The 17,615-nt window shown below is 41.6% G+C and carries 15 protein-coding genes, 1 pseudogene and 1 other annotated feature; of the genes and pseudogenes, 14 read left to right on the forward strand and 2 right to left on the reverse strand.

Annotated features, from left to right (window positions below):
- Positions 1 to 38: 38 nt before the first annotated feature.
- Together rpsD and KTE19_RS01300 are read right to left on the reverse strand one after the other, a co-directional pair.
- Positions 39 to 650, reverse strand: a complete 612-nt coding sequence (gene rpsD / locus KTE19_RS01295) for a 30S ribosomal protein S4 (RefSeq protein ID WP_040471928.1) — start codon at positions 648 to 650, stop codon at positions 39 to 41.
- A gap of 191 nt (positions 651 to 841) precedes the next feature.
- A pseudogene (locus KTE19_RS01300) lies at positions 842 to 1,305 on the reverse strand (GAF domain-containing protein).
- 163 nt (positions 1,306 to 1,468) lie between these two features.
- On the opposite strand from KTE19_RS01300, the gene ezrA reads away from it, so the two are divergent.
- The 14 genes from ezrA (at position 1,469) to KTE19_RS01370 (ending at position 17,468) form a co-directional block, all read left to right on the forward strand.
- A complete protein-coding gene (gene ezrA / locus KTE19_RS01305) occupies positions 1,469 to 3,202 on the forward strand; it encodes a septation ring formation regulator EzrA (protein ID WP_217341430.1) in 1,734 nt (577 codons plus the stop codon).
- 201 nt (positions 3,203 to 3,403) lie between these two features.
- Positions 3,404 to 4,549 carry a cysteine desulfurase family protein gene (locus KTE19_RS01310; RefSeq protein WP_217341431.1) on the forward strand — a complete coding sequence of 382 codons (1,146 nt, stop codon included), beginning with the start codon at positions 3,404 to 3,406 and terminating at the stop codon, positions 4,547 to 4,549.
- Between the two features lie 8 nt (positions 4,550 to 4,557).
- A complete protein-coding gene (gene thiI, locus KTE19_RS01315) occupies positions 4,558 to 5,775 on the forward strand; it encodes a tRNA uracil 4-sulfurtransferase ThiI (protein ID WP_217341432.1) in 1,218 nt (405 codons plus the stop codon).
- A gap of 81 nt (positions 5,776 to 5,856) precedes the next feature.
- The gene (gene tpx, locus KTE19_RS01320; RefSeq protein WP_217341433.1) at positions 5,857 to 6,366 is read left to right on the forward strand and encodes a thiol peroxidase; all 510 of its coding nucleotides are present in this window, start codon (positions 5,857 to 5,859) and stop codon (positions 6,364 to 6,366) included.
- A 27-nt stretch (positions 6,367 to 6,393) separates the two neighbouring features.
- Positions 6,394 to 6,602: a binding site (T-box leader), on the forward strand.
- A 60-nt stretch (positions 6,603 to 6,662) separates the two neighbouring features.
- A complete protein-coding gene (locus KTE19_RS01325; protein ID WP_217161933.1) occupies positions 6,663 to 9,344 on the forward strand; it encodes a valine--tRNA ligase in 2,682 nt (893 codons plus the stop codon).
- 94 nt (positions 9,345 to 9,438) lie between these two features.
- Positions 9,439 to 10,761, forward strand: coding sequence for a bifunctional folylpolyglutamate synthase/dihydrofolate synthase (locus KTE19_RS01330; RefSeq protein WP_217161936.1), 1,323 nt, complete (start codon positions 9,439 to 9,441; stop codon positions 10,759 to 10,761).
- Between the two features lie 146 nt (positions 10,762 to 10,907).
- The gene (locus KTE19_RS01335; protein WP_347339388.1) at positions 10,908 to 11,915 is read left to right on the forward strand and encodes a rod shape-determining protein; all 1,008 of its coding nucleotides are present in this window, start codon (positions 10,908 to 10,910) and stop codon (positions 11,913 to 11,915) included.
- Positions 11,916 to 11,973: 58 nt separating this feature from the next.
- Positions 11,974 to 12,822 (forward strand): rod shape-determining protein MreC, encoded by an 849-nt coding sequence (mreC, locus tag KTE19_RS01340; RefSeq protein ID WP_217161939.1) that lies wholly within the window; start codon positions 11,974 to 11,976, stop codon positions 12,820 to 12,822.
- Between the two features lie 14 nt (positions 12,823 to 12,836).
- Positions 12,837 to 13,361 (forward strand): rod shape-determining protein MreD, encoded by a 525-nt coding sequence (gene mreD, locus KTE19_RS01345; RefSeq protein ID WP_217341435.1) that lies wholly within the window; start codon positions 12,837 to 12,839, stop codon positions 13,359 to 13,361.
- 14 nt (positions 13,362 to 13,375) lie between these two features.
- Positions 13,376 to 14,059, forward strand: a complete 684-nt coding sequence (locus KTE19_RS01350; protein ID WP_217161943.1) for a septum site-determining protein MinC — start codon at positions 13,376 to 13,378, stop codon at positions 14,057 to 14,059.
- Positions 14,052 to 14,858 carry a septum site-determining protein MinD gene (gene minD, locus KTE19_RS01355; protein WP_054746552.1) on the forward strand — a complete coding sequence of 269 codons (807 nt, stop codon included), beginning with the start codon at positions 14,052 to 14,054 and terminating at the stop codon, positions 14,856 to 14,858. Before KTE19_RS01350 ends, minD begins: the two co-directional genes overlap by 8 nt.
- Positions 14,859 to 15,303: 445 nt before the next feature.
- Complete coding sequence (locus KTE19_RS01360; protein WP_217161944.1) at positions 15,304 to 15,948, forward strand: amino acid ABC transporter permease; 645 nt, start codon at positions 15,304 to 15,306, stop codon at positions 15,946 to 15,948.
- Positions 15,949 to 15,966: 18 nt separating this feature from the next.
- Positions 15,967 to 16,602, forward strand: a complete 636-nt coding sequence (locus tag KTE19_RS01365) for an amino acid ABC transporter ATP-binding protein (RefSeq protein ID WP_217161946.1) — start codon at positions 15,967 to 15,969, stop codon at positions 16,600 to 16,602.
- Positions 16,603 to 16,616: 14 nt separating this feature from the next.
- Positions 16,617 to 17,468, forward strand: coding sequence for an amino acid ABC transporter substrate-binding protein (locus tag KTE19_RS01370; RefSeq protein ID WP_217161948.1), 852 nt, complete (start codon positions 16,617 to 16,619; stop codon positions 17,466 to 17,468).
- Positions 17,469 to 17,615: the final 147 nt, after the last annotated feature.

Consider the following 17,615-nt stretch of genomic DNA (forward strand, 5'->3'; position numbering starts at 1 on the left):
AAAAAGCGCTTTGCAATCGCAAAACGCTTGGTGATGAATTAACCCAACTTGTTGTAGTATTCAACAATAAGTGATTCATCGATTTCAGCATCAAGTTCTTCTCGTTGTGGGAGACGAACTAATGAGCCTTCAAGCTTATCAGCATCGAAGCTAACGTATTGTGGACGACCCACAACAGCTTCAACAGCATCCTTGATAACTTGGAGATCTTTAGACTTCTCACGAACAGAGATTACTTGACCAGGTTTAACTTCGTATGATGGAATATCAACACGCTTGCCATCAACGGTGATGTGACCATGATTTACAAGTTGACGAGCTTGGCGACGAGTTGTAGCCATACCCAAACGGTAAACCATGTTATCCAAACGTTCTTCAAGCATAATCATAAAGTTAACACCATGCTTACCTTCACGAATTTTACCGGCACGAACGAATAAGTTACTGAATTGACGTTCAGTAAGTCCGTACATGTAACGTAATTTTTGCTTTTCGTGTAATTGTAAACCATATTCTGAAAGCTTTGAACGACGGCCTTGACCGTGATCACCAGGAGCATAAGGACGACGATCGAGTTCCTTACCAGTACCTGATAAAGATACTCCTAAACGACGTGAAATTCTCCAACTTGGACCTGTATATCTAGACATAAGTAATCCTCCAATATTTTTTTGGAGTAAAATAAGCCGTTGCAAACTTAGTATTCGTGCATGTTGCTTTGCTCTTTCGCTCAAGCAGCCGATTGAGTTACTTGCAGAACCAATTAAATGGCAACAACATGTTGACGAGCTTACCGTCTACTGCTGCGTTATTTTACACAAACACCATTGTATAAAGAATTCTATCCTAAGTCAACATGTTTAACGAATATCTCAGCAAATTCGGCGAGCATCTCTTCGTCATCCCCAATGAAACGGTTGACGATGGGAGAATCGATATCCAACACGCCAATTGGCTGCTTATTTTTAAATAACGGGACGACGATTTCTGAACGTGAGTTGGCATCACAGGCAATGTGGCCTGCAAATTGATGCACATCAGCCACTCGTAATGGTTTTTTCTGAGTTAATGCTGCTCCACAAACACCACTGCCATTTTAATGTGCATGCAGGCAACGTTACCTTGGAAGGGACCCAGGATTAATTCATCGTTGGCTGGCATATATCGATAAAAGCCGGCCCAATTAATGTCTGTGAGTGACTGATTTAGGAGAGCTGACGCATTGGCCATGTTGGCAGTCAAATCCGTTTCGCCGGTTAATAACGCATCCAGTTGCTGATTCAGTAAATTAGTTGTTTTTTGCATAAGTTCCTTCCTCACTTTAAAAAAATCTGGTGAAACGTATCTACTATGATATAATTCAGGTTAGATCACTTTTAATTAATTATTAATACATAATATATTGTTTTGTGGATTTTTTCCATATTAATGGTCATTTAATATCTTTATTTCTGAAGGATGGGATCGAATGCTTACTTTGCTGATTGGAATTATTGTGGTGGTTGGGGCTTGTTATCTTGGATTTGTATTTTATCAACGACGAACAATCAAGATGGCAACGGACGTTTATGAGAACAAACGAGATCTGAATAAGATTCCGCTGGATGATGAATTTGCCCTTGCTAAAAAGCTTAACTTAACGGGTGAATCGCAAAAAAAATATGATCAATTGTACAACAAATACCAACATTACAAGAATCAACTATTACCCAGCATTGATGAGGGGATTGCTGAGGTTAAAGATGATGGCAAAGGGATTAATTTTATCAAGACCAGAAATGACTGGCAAAACGCCAACCAAGCGATTGAAGACGCTAATTCCGAATTAAAAGAAATTCAGGCTGGCTTAGCCCAGTTATATGATCTTAACAAGCAGCATTATCTGGCACTTGAAGAGCTTGAGAAAAAATATAAGCGACTTCGCGAAGAACTGCTGAACAAAAATGAATCATTTGGGACCAGTATCGATCATTTGGAAAAGACACTTGCTGATATTGAAGGGACGTTTGATGAATTTACTCAACTGACTAAAAGTGGGGATCCCAACAGTGCTGAGGAAGTCTTATCTGATTTAAATGCTTCGACCTCAAAGCTAGAATCTTATATGGAACGGATTCCAAAGCTGAATTCCATGTTGACCAAAGAATTCAACGATCAACTGCAAGAAATTCAAACCGGTTATCACGAGTTAAAGACTAAACATTACAACTTTCCAAAGGATAACTTCCCACAGACAATCGAGCGGGTTCGTACGCAGATTAAAACGAGCCTCAAACAGTTGGAGAATCTTGACGTAGATGTTGTTGCTAAGTCAGTTGATGATATTGCCGATTCAATTGATCACTTATATGACGCGTTGGATCTTGAACTAAAAGCCCGGCCACACGTTGAGAAGAATACCAAAGTGATTGGCGAATACATTGCGCATGTCCGCAAGCAAAATAGCGACTTGGCACTCCGACTGGAAAGTTTGAATAAAAGTTACGTGTTGAATCACCAAGAAATTGAGAATAATCATCAGTATGACCAACAGATTGCCATAATTGAAAAGCAATATGCCAAGCAGACTCAGGCAATCAAGACCAGTCAAGCTGTTTTTTCAGTGATCTATCAAGAGCAACAAAAAATGATGAAAGATCTTGGCCAAATTGAAGCCTTACAGAAACAGTTATTTCAGTCAACAATTCAATTGCCAGGCAAAGAAAAGCAGGCCCGTAGCTCACTTGCCAAATTTGATCTGGAAATGCGCAACAAAAAGCGGCGGATTGACAATCATAATTTGCCAGGACTTTCTGACGACTACCAAGACGCCTTTGCGGCAGTTGTTCGGGAAATCAATCATTTAAATGATGCAATGAGCCAGCCACAAATTGACATGGATGATATTTCCAAGCAAGTGATCATTATTCGGTCAGACATGGATACGTTGGACGATAAGACAAATAAGCTGATTGATGATGCAACATTGGCTGAACAGACCATTCAGTATGCTAATCGGTTTGTCAGCTCTAGTCCAGAAATCGCCTCTGCCAGCAAGCAGGCCCAACTCTATTTTGATCAGAAGTATGACTATCAAAAGAGTTTGGATACGATTTCAAAAGCGCTTGAAAAACAGTCATCTGGGATGTTTACGAAGATTCGGGACGACTATTTTGCGGCTAAAAAGCGGGTTGGATCGACAAAGAAAAGGGACGATCATTAACATCGATGATTTGGATATGAGGACCCCTGGTAAAAGGTTGATTTGCCAGGAGGTCTTTTTTTGTTTCCAATATCATGATGATTACTGATAATTGCTAAAAGTTAGGGCACACCTGGCTTGTTCCGAGCCCACTTTGGGTGTATCATCATGAGAGTTATATTTGTTGGAGTCGAACCAATAAATTAGAGAAGAAGGTTTCAAATGATTTATTTTGACAATAGTGCAACAACCCAAGCACTGCCAGAAGTACTTGACACATACAATAAGGTGAGTGAGAAAGTTTGGGGGAATCCCTCCAGCCTTCACAATTTTGGTGAACAGGCATTTAATCTGCTTGAACAATCCCGGAAGCAAATCGCTGATTTATTGCATGTCCATTCAGATGAAATCTATTTCACGAGTGGTGGCACTGAAGGCGACAATTGGGTGATTAAAGGAACGGCAATTGCTAAGCGGGAATTCGGAAAACATATCATTACCACTTCTGTTGAACATGCAGCTGTTCATAATTCAATGGAACAGCTGAAGCAATTGGGTTATGAGATTACGTATTTGCCAGTTGATAAAAATGGTCGCGTTTCAATTGACGACTTGAAGCAGGCAATTCGTCCCGACACAATTTTGGTCTCTATTATGGCTATTAATAATGAAATTGGCACGATTGAGCCCATCCAAGCCGCTGGTGAATTATTGAAAAATTATCCAAAGATTCATTTTCACATTGATGCTGTCCAAGGCTTGGCTAAAGGGATTCAAGAGATGATCTTTAACGATCGCGTGGATTTTGTTGCCTTTTCCGGGCACAAATTTCACGCACCACGGGGAACGGGCTTCATTTACGGTCGCCGAGGTCGACGGATCGCCCCACTTATGAATGGTGGTGGTCAGGAAAAGAATCAGCGTTCAGGAACTGAGAATTTACCCGGAATCGCTGCCATGGCTAAGGCAGTTCGGCTTGTATTGGAAAAGGAGCCGGCTGCCATTAAGATAGAACGGCAAATCAAGCAACTTATCATCGATCACATTAGTCAATTTGATAAAGTCGTCATTTTTTCAAAGAATGATGCGACCTTTGCTCCCCACATTTTGTGTTTTGCAATCAAGGGTGTCCGCGGTGAAACAATCGTGCATGCGTTTGAGAAGTACAATATTTTTATCTCAACCACGAGTGCTTGTTCGTCGAAGAGTCATGATGAATCCGGTACTTTAAATGCCATGAATGTTCCAGAAAATATTGCCACTAGTGCTGTCAGAATTTCACTAGGTGACCAGAACACTCTCGAAGAAGCCAAACAATTCATTAAAGTATTTGATCAGTTGTATGAAGAATTTGACAAATTAAGTTAGGAGCAGCTATGCACTATACAGAAATTATGGTTCGTTACGGAGAACTTTCAACCAAGGGTAAGAATCGAAAAGACTTTATCAAACAGCTTGGTAGAAACGTTCGGGCCGTTTTGCATCCATTCTCAACATTGGAAGTCAAAGCACAACGAGATCGACTGCACGTTGCGTTACATGATGAAAATGACAAGCAAGTGATTGCCGCCCTTCAAGGGGTGTTTGGAATTGAAAACTTTTATCCTTCTATCCAGATCGATAAGGACATGGATGTGATTAAAAAGACAGTCGTCCAAATGGCCCAAGAACAGTACACACCCGGGGCAACATTCAAAATTAATACCCGCAGACAAGATAAGAGCTTTGAATATGATACCAATCAGATTAACAATATTTTAGGTGATCATGTACTGTCAAATATTGATGGGATTTCTGTTGACGTCAAGCATCCAGACATTTCAATTCGCGTCGAGATTCGGATGAATGGTGCCTTCATTTCCTCAGAAATTATTCATGGTGCCGGTGGGTTACCAGTTGGTACCGGGGGCCGGGCAACAATGATGCTTTCAGGCGGAATCGACTCCCCAGTTGCTACTTATTTGGCAATGAAGCGCGGTGTTAAAATTGATATGATTCATTTTTACAGTCCGCCATATACCAGTGAGCAGGCCCTTAATAAGGCCAAGCAATTGACCTCGGTTTTGGCCAAGTATTCGGGTAATATTCAATTTATTCAAGTGCCATTTACAGAAGTGCAAGAAACAATTAAGGAGAAGGTTCCAGAGGGCTACTTAATGACAATCCAACGGCGGATGATGCTGCGGATTGCTGCTAAAATTACTCAGAATCGCCATTGTAGCGGTGTATTCACTGGTGAAGCTTTGGGTCAGGTGGCTTCACAAACACTGGAGAGTATGCAGGCAATTAATGACGTAACGACACTGCCAGTTTTGCGGCCGCTGGTTTCGATGGACAAGGAAGATATTATTAAGATCTCAAAGAATATTAATACCTTTGATTTATCCATTCTACCTTTCGAAGACTGTTGTACGATCTTTACACCACCAGCTCCCAAAACGCGTCCTAGCTTAGAAAAATCTCGGAAGTTCGAAGGCTATATTGATGTTGACGGTCTGATGAAACGGGCAATCGATGGCATTCAAATTACCGATATCAAGGCTGGGCAAGAGTTCATGAACCAAGATCAAGATGTCTTTGCTGAACTGCTATAATTATTTTAGATACTTGCGCATTAGCGATGATTGGGCTACATTAGTCAGTAAGATTAGTTAACCATCAAAGGAGTGTTCTTGATGCAAGTCACGATAAATGGTAAAGAAGAAGATATGTATGGCAACCCACCGGAAGTTGGTGAACAGTTGCCGAAGTTTAAGCTGGAAGATGCCAATGGTAATAAAGTGAAAACAGCCGACATTATTGGCCGGATCACATTGCTATCAACTGTGCCAGATATTGACACACCAGTTTGTTCAGTTGAGACCCGTAAATTCAATCAAGAGGCTGACAAATATCCTGATGTTAACTTTTTGACTGTTTCAAATAACACAGTGGCTCAACAAAAAGATTGGTGTGCTGCTCAAGGTGTCGAGAATTTACAAATGTTGTCTGATGAAAATCTTTCATTAGGTTACGCAATGAAGTTGTACTTACCTAACTTTGGCGCACTGGCTCGAACCATTTTCATCACGGATGCAACTGGTAAGATTGTTTACCGACAAATCGTACCAGAAATTGGCGATGAACCAGATTATCAAGATGCACTGGACGCTTTAGGAAAAATTGCCAAGCGTGTTGACGATTAGTCAATAGTTCGGTAAGATTAGAGTTAAATTAAAGCATTGAGCAAGAGAGTAGCTCACAATTCAGTTTCAGAAAGAAAATCGTTGATGAGAGATTTTTACTGATTGTTCCGTGAAAGTAACTTGCAAGCTACCCGTTCGAATTTTGAGGGCGGGTCGGTTAATCGACCGTTAACATGATCATTAAGTGGGGCATAATTGCCCAATTTAGGTGGTACCGCGAACGCTTCGTCCTAATTGTAGGATGAAGTGTTTTTTTGTTACATAAGATATCAAGAGACCAAGAAAGGGGTAACAACATGGCAGAAACAAACGACAAGCGATCAACTGAACAAACAGAAATGTCAACTAAATATGATCCAACCGCCATTGAAAAGGGCAGATATAACGAATGGTTGGACGAAGGGGTATTCAAACCAAGTGGGGATAAGAAAGCGAAACCATTTTCAATTGTTTTACCACCACCAAATGTTACTGGAAAGTTGCATCTTGGCCATGCCTGGGACACAACTTTGCAGGATATGATTATTCGGCGGAAGCGAATGCAGGGTTATGACACCCTCTGGTTACCAGGAATGGATCATGCCGGTATTGCCACCCAAGCCAAAGTTGAAGCAAAATTACGTGAACAAGGAATTTCCCGTTATGACTTAGGTCGAGAAAAGTTTATTGAAAAGGTTTGGGAATGGAAGGATGACTTTGCTGCGACTATCAAGGAACAGTGGGCTAAGTTAGGCCTCTCCTTGGATTATAGTCGTGAACGCTTTACTTTGGATAAGGGATTATCCAAAGCCGTTCGCCGTGTATTTGTGGACCTTTACAACAAAGGGTTAATTTACCGTGGCGAGTATATCATTAACTGGGATCCTCAAGCCCGGACTGCATTGTCTGATATTGAGGTTATTCATAAAGACGATAAAGGTGCCTTCTATCACGTTAAATATCCATTTACTGATGGCACAAAATTTAATGGTAAAGATTATATCGAGATTGCAACCACCCGTCCCGAAACGATGATGGGTGATACTGCCGTTGCGGTTAACCCGAGCGATGAACGTTATAAGGACTTGGTTGGTAAAAAGGTGCTCGTCCCACTGATTAACCGGGAAGTACCAATTATTGCCGATCAATACGTTGACCCTGATTTCGGAACTGGGATGGTTAAGATTACGCCAGCCCATGATCCAAATGACTTCAAAGTGGGTAATCGGCACGACTTACCCCGGATCAACACGATGAATGAAGATGCAACCCTGAACGAAAATGCTGGTAAGTACGAAGGCATGGATCGTTTTACCGCTCGAAAGGCGATGGTGAAAGACCTTCAGGATCAGGATCTAATGATTGCCATCGATCCGATTGTCCATTCCGTTGGTCATTCTGAGCGAACTGGGGTTCAGGTTGAGGCCCGTTTATCGACTCAGTGGTTTGTGAAGATGAAGCCATTGGCAGAACAAGCGCTGAAAAACCAAAATACAGACGACAAGGTTAACTTCTTCCCAGACCGGTTTGAAGGGACGTTTGAAACTTGGATGGAAAACGTTCATGACTGGGTTATTTCCCGTCAACTGTGGTGGGGGCATCGGATTCCTGCCTGGTATAACAAAAAAACTGGGGAAACCTATGTTGGTATGGAAGCTCCAAAAGATTCTGAGAATTGGCAACAAGATCCAGATGTTTTGGATACCTGGTTCTCATCAGCATTGTGGCCATTTTCAACCATGGGTTGGCCTGAAGATACTGAAGACTTTAAACGTTATTTCCCGACCGATACGTTGGTCACCGGTTATGACATCATTTTCTTCTGGGTTTCTCGGATGATTTTCCAAAGCTTAGAATTCACGAAACGTCGACCCTTTAAAGATGTCCTCCTTCACGGATTGATTCGCGATTCCCAAGGCCGGAAGATGTCCAAATCGCTTGGAAACGGCATTGATCCAATGGATGTCATTGATAAGTATGGTGCTGATGCTCTCAGGTGGTTCTTATCAAATGGTGGCACGCCCGGACAAGACCTCAAGTTCACTTACGATAAGATGGATTCCGCTTGGAACTTCATCAACAAGATTTGGAATGCAAGCCGCTATGTTATCATGAATTTGGATGGCATTGATCAACCAACGCTTCCTGACAAATCTGAATGGCAATTATCTGATCGTTGGATTTTAAGCCGATTAAATGCGACTGTTAACAAGGTTAATGAACAGTTTGAAAAGTATAATTTTGGTGAAGCTGATCGGGCACTTTATGATTTCATCTGGTTTGATTTCTGTGACTGGTATATTGAGATGAGTAAGGAAGCCTTGAACAGTGATGATGCTAAGCTCAAAAAGAATACTCAAAACATTCTAGCTTATGTTTTGGATCAAACTTTGCGCTTATTGCAGCCAATTATGCCGTTTGTAACTGAGTATCTTTGGCAGAAAATGCCACATGTTGGCAAATCACTTGTTACGGCAGCCTTCCCTGAAAACCACGCTGAGTTTGATGATGCTCAATCAGAAAATGAAATGCAGTCGCTGATTGACTTGATCAAGGCTGTTCGGAATATTCGGAGTGAAGCAAATGCCCCACTCTCTTCACCAATTGATATGTTGATTCAAACCGATAATCAAACGCTTCAGGAAATCTTTGAAACCAATCGTGATTACATTGATCGGTTCTGTCACTGCAAGGAACTCAAGATTGGGGCCACAATTGACGCACCTAAGCTGTCAATGTCTGCTGTGATTACCGATGCGACAATCTTTGTTCCATTGGCCGAGTTGGTTGATTTGAATGAGGAAAAAGTTCGGGTTCAAAAAGATGTTGATAAATTTGAAGCCGAGGTTGCCCGTTCAGATAAGAAATTGGCTAACAAGAAATTTGTTGAAAATGCTCCTTCCGCTGTTGTCGATGAAGAAAAGCAAAAGAAAGCTGATCATCAATCAAAATTGGATGCTGCTAAGGAACGGTTGACGCAGATTACAAATGAGTTATAAATTTGGATAACCTACTGACTAAGTGGGAATATGCAATGTCGAGGCTGGAAGCAAAACGGTGGTTTTGCACCAGCCTCGTTTTGAGGAGAAATCGATGATTAACACTTATGAAGATGCACTCAAATTTATTCATGGACGCAGTAAATTCAAAAAAATTCCCACGTTAAAACGTATGAGAACCTTTTTAGATGAATTAGGGTCTCCCGATAAAAAGGTGAATGCGATCCATGTTGCTGGAACGAATGGTAAAGGATCAACAGTTGCCTTTCTGCGAAACATTTTACAGGCCGACGGTAACGTGGTTGGCACTTTTACGTCACCATTTTTGGTCAAGTTTAATGAGCGAATCAGCGTTAATGGGATACCATTACCTGATGCGGAGATCCTCAGATTGGTTCAAAAAATTTACCCAACTGTTCAGAAGTTGGATCAGACTTTGCCGGAAGGTGGCCCAACGGAATTTGAGATCATTACTGCCATGATGTTTTCGTACTTTGCTGAAGGACATGCGGATGTTGTGATTGTGGAAGTTGGATTGGGTGGCTTATACGATTCGACGAATGTCATCGTTCCCAAGGTTTCTGCGATTGTGACGATTGGCTGGGATCACATGCATATATTAGGAGATACCCTTCCTAAAATTGCCTATCAAAAAGCTGGCATCATTAAGCCGAGGGTTCCGGTGGTGGTTGGCCGGATCGATTCTGAGCCGTTAAAAGTGATCAAGGGTGTCGCCCGAAAAAAGAAGAGTCCCATTTCAATATTAGGAGACGGTTTTAAGGTCGCTGCATTAAAAGAGCATGATTGGTTGCAGTCATTTAGCTTTAATTCTGGCAAATACCGGTTCGCCAAACTTTCAACCACTTTGATTGGTGATTATCAAGCTGATAACGCTGCGGTGGCTATTCAAGCTTATCTAGCTTATCAAGAAGTAATGGATCAAGCTGTCAGTGAATCGAGCATTATTGACGGAATCGGAAATACCCAGTGGGCTGGGCGGTTTGAACGGGTTTCTACTGATCCAACTATCGTGTTAGACGGGGCCCATAACATTTCTGCCGTTGATGAGATTGTCAAAATGCTCCAAAATGATTTTGCTGATCACAAAGTGTATATCTTGATGGGGATTTTGGCTGACAAGCAGGCTGATAAGATGGTTCGTAAAATGGCCACTTTTGAGAATGCCGAAATCATCCTGACTCATTTTGCCGGTCCAGGAAAACGCCAAGCGGCTGATCCTGAAGCCTTAGAGCAAAAAGTGGGTCAAACGCCGGATGATATTTTGACAATTGCGGATTGGTGGCAGGCCATTGAAACGATCAAGCCCAAGCTTAACGCCAATGATATCCTTTTAATTACGGGTTCTTTATACTTCATTTCCGATGTTCGAGAGTACCTCAAATTGAATTCCAAATAATATCTTAAATAAGTCTTTGATTAAATGGATTTCATTTATTTTTTGATACGGTATGATATACTTGTTTCGTTAAACAATAATAATCAATAAATCTATAATAAATAAACTAAAAATTGTGAATGATAGACAACGAAGGGATGGATAACGTGTTCGGATTTGGGGAAAAAAACATAGGAATTGATCTTGGAACCGCAAATACAATTGTGTACGTCGAAGGTAAGGGCATTGTGCTTCGTGAACCTTCAGTGGTTGCTAAGAGTACTAAAAACGGTGAAATTATTGCCGTAGGAGAAGAGGCTCGGGCCATGATTGGGCGAACGCCAGCAAGTATTCAGGCAGTTCGGCCAATGAAAGATGGTGTGATTGCTGATTATGATACCACCGTTGCCATGATGAAATATTTCATCGAAAAGGCACTTGGTCATTCATCCGGCAAGCCTTACGTTATGGTTTGTGTTCCAACTGGAATTACCGCCGTTGAAAAGCGGGCAGTGATCGATGCCACTCGGGTTGCCGGCGCAAGAGATGCATACGTGATTGAAGAGCCGTTTGCTGCCGCAATTGGTGCTGGATTGCCCGTAATGGATCCGACCGGAAGCATGGTTGTTGATATTGGTGGTGGAACCACTGACGTTGCCACAATTTCACTTGGTGGAATTGTTTCAAGTCGGTCTGTTCGAATGGCTGGCGATAAATTAAACGAGGCAATTTCTCAGTATGTCCGGCAAAAGTACAATTTACTGATTGGTGAACGGACTGCCGAACAATTGAAAATTGATATTGGTTCTGCTTCTCCTAAGGCTGCCAAAGAAATTGAAGCCGTTCCTATTCGTGGTCGGGATTTAGTTACTGGTTTGCCAACCACTGTTGAAATTAGTGGCACTGATGTTAACAAGGCCATCAATGAATCCGTTGCGGCGATTATTGCAACGATTAAGGAAACCTTGGAAGAAACATCTCCCGAAATTGCCGCTGATGTAATTGATCACGGGATTGTTTTGACCGGTGGTGGTGCATTGCTCAAAAATATCACGGATGTGATTGCTGAAGCAACCCAAGTTCCCGTCTCAATTGCTACTGATCCACTTGACTGTGTTGCGATCGGAACTGGAGAATCACTTAAGAGTATTAACGTTATGAAGAAAAAACAATAGTAACGACGCCTAATTTTTGTTAGGCTTGTTTGTTAATGAATAACGAATGGAGGCAATTATGCAAAAATTTTTCTCCAGTCGAAAGCTTGTTATTGTCATAGTATGTTTAATCATTAGTTTTGGCTTGATGACTGTATCAGTCGCTATTCGAAACAAACGGAGCACTCCGCCAATGATCCAGCAATTCGGAAATGACATTGTTGGATTTGCGGATAGAGTTGTTGCTGTCCCAATGAATGGGGTTCAGCACGGTTTTGTCTCAGTTAAAAACTTATTGAACACATACCAGGAAAATCAACGACTTAAGTCAAAGGTTGACCTGCTTGCTCAAACACAAGTCAAGGATCAAACGCTGGAACGAGAAAATAAACAACTAAAGCGTCAACTCAATGTTGGGAGTACCTTAACCGGCTACGAAAAGATTAATGCAGCTGTGATTACAAGAACCCCATCTTCATGGGCAAGTCAGGTGATCATCAATAAGGGACAGGCAGCAGGTGTCAAGAAAGATATGCCAGTTATTGCAGGTCCCGGCTTGATTGGAACGATTGCCGAAGTTAACAAAACCAACAGTAAGGTGGTATTGATTTCAAATACTGCTGAAAATTCCAACCGGTTTGCTATCCAAATAGTTGGATCAGATTCAAAGGTGGTCAATGGGATCATCACGTCGTATGATTCCCAGTCTAATCGGATCATCATGGGAAACATTACTTCTAAAGCCAAGCTGGCCAAAGGCGATCGTGTTTCAACCAGCGGGCTCGGCGGTACGATTCCTAAGGGTATCTATGTTGGAACGGTTTCTAAGATTGCTGAAGATGATTATGGCCTAGCCAAGAAAGTTTATATCAAACCAGCTGCCAACCTGAACGACATCGAAGTTGTTTCGGTTGCAGTTCGAGAGTGATAGGGGGCAAATCAATGAAACGAAAGATTCCTATCGCGATCATTTTTGTTGTCGGCCAATTTTTAGCTTTCTTTATGGACGGTTCTATCAGTCAAATCTTGTCTGGTACCTTGTTCAAATATCCCAACACAATGGTTCCGTGCTTGACGATGATGTGGTTGATATTAGCTGCATTTTTCGGCAATAGTAAGAAGCTTCATTTAAGTGTCTGGGCAGCAATTATTGGGTTTATTTTTGATATGTATTATACTGGCATTTTGGGCGTATACGTTTTCATTTTTCCACTGGTTGTCTACCTTTGCCAGGTAATCTATCAACAATTACCGTCAAGCTTCATGAGTGGTTTCTTGGTCTATTTCATAGGAATCACTGTATTAGTAACTTTGGGATTTGTTGCGAATGCTTTCATTGGCCAAGCGTCGACTTCGGTCTCACAATTTTTGGTAAATACGTTAGCACCTACGCTGGCTCTCAATCTTGTCTTTTTAGCGATTCTGTATTTTCCGATTGAGACATTGTATAGGACTCATAGGCGCTAGGAGGGGTTTAAAGCATGCAAGATGCAGCAGTGTTGAAGGGTACAAAGGATGGTTATGAAATCGTTCTGGATGAGAATTCAAATGCTGAAGATATTTTTTCTTCGTTGAGAAAATTATTGAATAGCTTGAAGACTCAAACAGCATCAACTCATCCGCAAACAATTTCATTCGATATTTATACTGGGATGCGGTTATGGTCTGCAGATGATCGGTCAAAAATCGAGACAATCTTTTCGGATTATCCCTACTTTTCCGTGCATAAGATAACATCGGATGTGATTACCAAAGATCAATCTGCTCAGATGTTGGAACAACTCAGCGTCCACGTGATTGACCGGATCATTCGAAATGGCCAAGAGGAGCATATTCAAGGCGATGTCTTATTCCTGGGTAAAGTTCACGAGGGCGGTAAATTACTTGTCAGTGGTAACATCTATGTTCTTGGTGACGTCAAAGGAATTATTCAAGCCGGAGCACCCGATTTTGAAGATAAAATGATTATCGGGGATGTACATAATGCACAACAGGTTCGAATTGGCGAACAATTCGAGATTTTAGACGATACAAAGCGTAAGATGAATAGTGGAACCGTTATTTACGTCAATGATTTGCACGTGCTCGATTACGGAAACGTTGAGGACTTAAAGCAGATTAACCCTAAGTTCTTTAATCAGATAGGAGGAGTCATTAATGGGTAAGGCTTACGTTATAACTTCAGGTAAGGGAGGGGTTGGCAAGACCACATCTTCTGCCAACATTGGAACCGCCCTGGCAATGCTTGGCAAAAAAGTATGCCTCTTAGATCTTGATATTGGGTTGCGTAACTTGGATGTTGTTCTTGGTCTGGATAATCGGATTATGTATGACATTGTTGACGTTGCAACCGGTCGAGCTAAGTTGGCTCAGGCGTTGGTGAAGGACAAACGGTTCGACGATTTGCTTTATCTGTTACCTGCTGCTCAAAATACTGATAAGTCAGCATTGAATCAAGATCAAGTCAAAGAAATTGTGGATGAACTAAAACCGGATTTCGACTTTATTTTGATCGACTGTCCTGCCGGAATTGAGCAGGGATTTATGAACGCAATTGCCGGAGCAGACAGTGCAATTATTGTCACAACCCCTGAAATTTCGGCTGTCCGAGATGCCGATCGGGTGGTTGGCTTGCTAGAACAACACCCATTACAAGAACAACCGCGTTTAATTATCAACCGAATTCGGCAGCATATGATGAAGGATGGTTCAGTGATGGACGTGGATGAAATTACTCACCATCTAGGCGTTGAATTGTTGGGCATTGTTTTAGATGATGATGCGGTCATTACCACGTCAAACAAGGGTGAACCGGTTGTCTTGCAACCAGAAAATCCTGCCGGTCAAGGTTATCGAGATATTGCCAGACGTCTTGTAGGCGAATCAGTCCCTCTGATGGAGCTTAAGGATGAAGTTAAGCCAACGTTCTGGCAAAAAGTCACTCATTGGTTCAAGAAAAGCTGAAAACAACTTGACGATATCTAACAAAACGTTTATCATGAGTTTTAATTAATTAAAGAGTATTAAAGACTGTGATCAGAACCGTGAATTGGATTAGTTTACAGAGAGCTTATCAAGGTGGAAGTTAAGCAACTAACCAATTTGCCTCACGTCTGGGAGTCGTTTTTCTGAATTGAGTAGGAAAAAGCGGTAAGCGCGTTATTGCTGGAGTTTAGTATTAAACTCATTGAGGTCTTTCACACGAGTGGGAGACGAAATTGAGGTGGAACCACGATCACAATCGTCCTCTTAAGTCATTTTGTTGGCTTAAGAGGATTTTTTTATGATTAATACTAAACCCCGTGAGACGGCAACTGTGAAGTTGTTGCAAACTGAGGTGGAACCGCGAAAACCATCGTCCTCTTGAGATTAATTTCTCGAGGGGACTTTTTTATTGGAGGAATGTCAAATGATTCAATATATCGAACAAATTTTACCAGCATTGTTATCAGGTACCAAAATGACGTTATTGATCTTCTTTTGGACATTAATTGCCTCAATTCCATTGGGTGCCTTGGTTGGCTTGGGGTTGATCCAAAAATTCAAGCCGTTGGTTTGGCTGCTAAATATTTATGTTTGGCTAATGCGTGGGACGCCGTTGTTATTGCAATTGATTTTTGTATTTTATGGATTACCAATTTTAGGAATTATTTTCCAACGTTATGATGCCGCCTTGTTTGCTTTTATCCTTAATTACACTGCTTATTTTGGTGAAATTTTCCGTGGTGGTTTCCAATCTGTTCCAAAGGGTCAATTTGAAAGTGCTCGAGTTCTCCGATTGAGTTATGGCCAGACCATCCGCAAGATTGTAATCCCTCAAGTTTTCAAGATTGTCTTACCATCAATTGGAAATGAAGTTATCAATTTGGTGAAGGATTCCTCATTAGTTTACGTTATTGGTTTGGGCGACCTGTTGAGAGCCGGAAATGTTGCAACTGCAAGGGATGTCACTCTGCTGCCTCTGATCTTAGTTGGGATCATTTACTTGGCACTTACAGCAGTTTGCACGATTGTTTTGAAAATGATTGAAAAACGCGAAAATGTTTGGCAATAACTTGAGGAGGGAATTTAAATGTTAGAAATCAAAGACTTAACGAAAAAGTTCGGCACCAAGACTGTGATTGATGACCTCTCGATGACTGTCAAAGATAATGAAATCATGGCAATCGTTGGACCCTCTGGAGCTGGGAAAACGACGCTATTGCGATGCATCACTGGACTAGAGTCGGTGAACCAAGGACAGTTTTTCTGGAATGGGACCCAGTTTGATCCGACCAACACGGATCAAAAAGAAACGATTATTGGCGTTGTTTTCCAAGATTACCAACTGTTTCCCAACTTGACCGTGATGGGCAATATCACACTGGCCCCGACGATGGTCAAAAAGTTACCGTTGGCTGAAGTTCAGAAAACAGCTCGCGAGCTGTTGGCTAGATTGGGGTTGGAAGGTAAAGAAGACTTATATCCGTTCCAATTATCCGGTGGCCAAAAGCAACGGGTTGCCATTGTTCGGGCTTTGGCAATGAATCCTAAAATTCTTTGTTATGATGAACCTACATCAGCCTTGGACCCAGCCTTGAGAGATGAAGTTGCCGAAATTATTTTAGGCTTAAAGAAACAACAGATGACTCAGATTGTGGTTACCCATGATATGGATTTCGCCCAAAATGTCGCTGACGAAATCAAACGGGTGGAGCAAATCGATTAGAAAGAAGGATGTTTATGTCAAAACTTTTAAAACGAAGTCCACTGATCATCGTCCTTCTGCTGATTGTTTTGGGATTATCAGGTTGTCGTTATGAAAATCGACAAAAGATGAATACTAATCCTGACACTTGGTCAGTTGTGTCCAAACAAAAGAAAATCGTGGTCGGATTGGATGACAGCTTCGTGCCAATGGGATTTCAAACGAAAAGTGGCAAGGTTGTTGGCTATGATGTTGACCTAGCCAGAGCCGTCTTTAAACTGTATGGCATCAAGGTTGATTTTCAACCAATTGATTGGTCAATGAACGTCACGGAACTCCGGAATGGCACGATTGACCTTATCTGGAATGGTTTCTCAATCAATCCGCAACGGGAAAAGAAATTAACTTTTAGTAAGCCTTATCTAAAGAATGAGCAGGTTTTGATATCTAATAAGAAAAACCACATCACCCGCTTTGCAGACATGAAAGACAAGGTTGCGGGGGTTCAAGCAGGATCGGCTGGCGCAATGGATATCGATAATCAACCTAAATTGCTTAAAGATCGGATCAAAGGGCACTCTCCGATCTTGTATGATTCGTTTACTGAAGCCTTTATTGATTTGAATGCGAACCGAATTCAAGGCTTGCTGATTGATAGTATTTATGCAGGTTATTACATTGGTCACCAAAAGAATCGCGCAAGTTATCAAAGCATTCCCAGTGAATTCCCATCTGAATATTATGGTGTCGGGATGAGAAAAGGTGACACCGAGCTGAAGCAAAAAATTGATGCTGGCCTCGATAAACTTGCGAAGAATGGTGAACTTCACAAGATTGATATGAAATGGTTCGGGACGGATCGTGATAGTACGTTGATTAATAAATAGTTGTTGAGGAACTGGCGGTCGTCAGTTTCTTTTTTTGTGGAGATGAGTCCAGAGAAAAAGCTTCACATCGTAAGCATTAAATAACTGGACGTCTACTTCGTAGACGTCTTTTTGAGTACCATAGAATTATTAATTAAGTATGAGGTG

Source organism: Lentilactobacillus dabitei (genome assembly GCF_019061365.1).
In the GTDB taxonomy this organism is placed as follows: Bacteria; Bacillota; Bacilli; order Lactobacillales; family Lactobacillaceae; genus Lentilactobacillus; species Lentilactobacillus dabitei.

What these genes read in the sequence shown, in the direction of transcription:
- rpsD (WP_040471928.1), bottom strand. Translation starts at nt 650, where the DNA reads ATGTCTAGATATACAGGTCCAAGTTGGAGAATTTCACGTCGTTTAGGA.
- ezrA (WP_217341430.1), top strand. Translation starts at nt 1,469, where the DNA reads ATGCTTACTTTGCTGATTGGAATTATTGTGGTGGTTGGGGCTTGTTAT.
- KTE19_RS01310 (WP_217341431.1), top strand. Translation starts at nt 3,404, where the DNA reads ATGATTTATTTTGACAATAGTGCAACAACCCAAGCACTGCCAGAAGTA.
- thiI (WP_217341432.1), top strand. Translation starts at nt 4,558, where the DNA reads ATGCACTATACAGAAATTATGGTTCGTTACGGAGAACTTTCAACCAAG.
- tpx (WP_217341433.1), top strand. Translation starts at nt 5,857, where the DNA reads ATGCAAGTCACGATAAATGGTAAAGAAGAAGATATGTATGGCAACCCA.
- KTE19_RS01325 (WP_217161933.1), top strand. Translation starts at nt 6,663, where the DNA reads ATGGCAGAAACAAACGACAAGCGATCAACTGAACAAACAGAAATGTCA.
- KTE19_RS01330 (WP_217161936.1), top strand. Translation starts at nt 9,439, where the DNA reads ATGATTAACACTTATGAAGATGCACTCAAATTTATTCATGGACGCAGT.
- mreC (WP_217161939.1), top strand. Translation starts at nt 11,974, where the DNA reads ATGCAAAAATTTTTCTCCAGTCGAAAGCTTGTTATTGTCATAGTATGT.
- mreD (WP_217341435.1), top strand. Translation starts at nt 12,837, where the DNA reads ATGAAACGAAAGATTCCTATCGCGATCATTTTTGTTGTCGGCCAATTT.
- KTE19_RS01350 (WP_217161943.1), top strand. Translation starts at nt 13,376, where the DNA reads ATGCAAGATGCAGCAGTGTTGAAGGGTACAAAGGATGGTTATGAAATC.
- minD (WP_054746552.1), top strand. Translation starts at nt 14,052, where the DNA reads ATGGGTAAGGCTTACGTTATAACTTCAGGTAAGGGAGGGGTTGGCAAG.
- KTE19_RS01360 (WP_217161944.1), top strand. Translation starts at nt 15,304, where the DNA reads ATGATTCAATATATCGAACAAATTTTACCAGCATTGTTATCAGGTACC.
- KTE19_RS01365 (WP_217161946.1), top strand. Translation starts at nt 15,967, where the DNA reads ATGTTAGAAATCAAAGACTTAACGAAAAAGTTCGGCACCAAGACTGTG.
- KTE19_RS01370 (WP_217161948.1), top strand. Translation starts at nt 16,617, where the DNA reads ATGTCAAAACTTTTAAAACGAAGTCCACTGATCATCGTCCTTCTGCTG.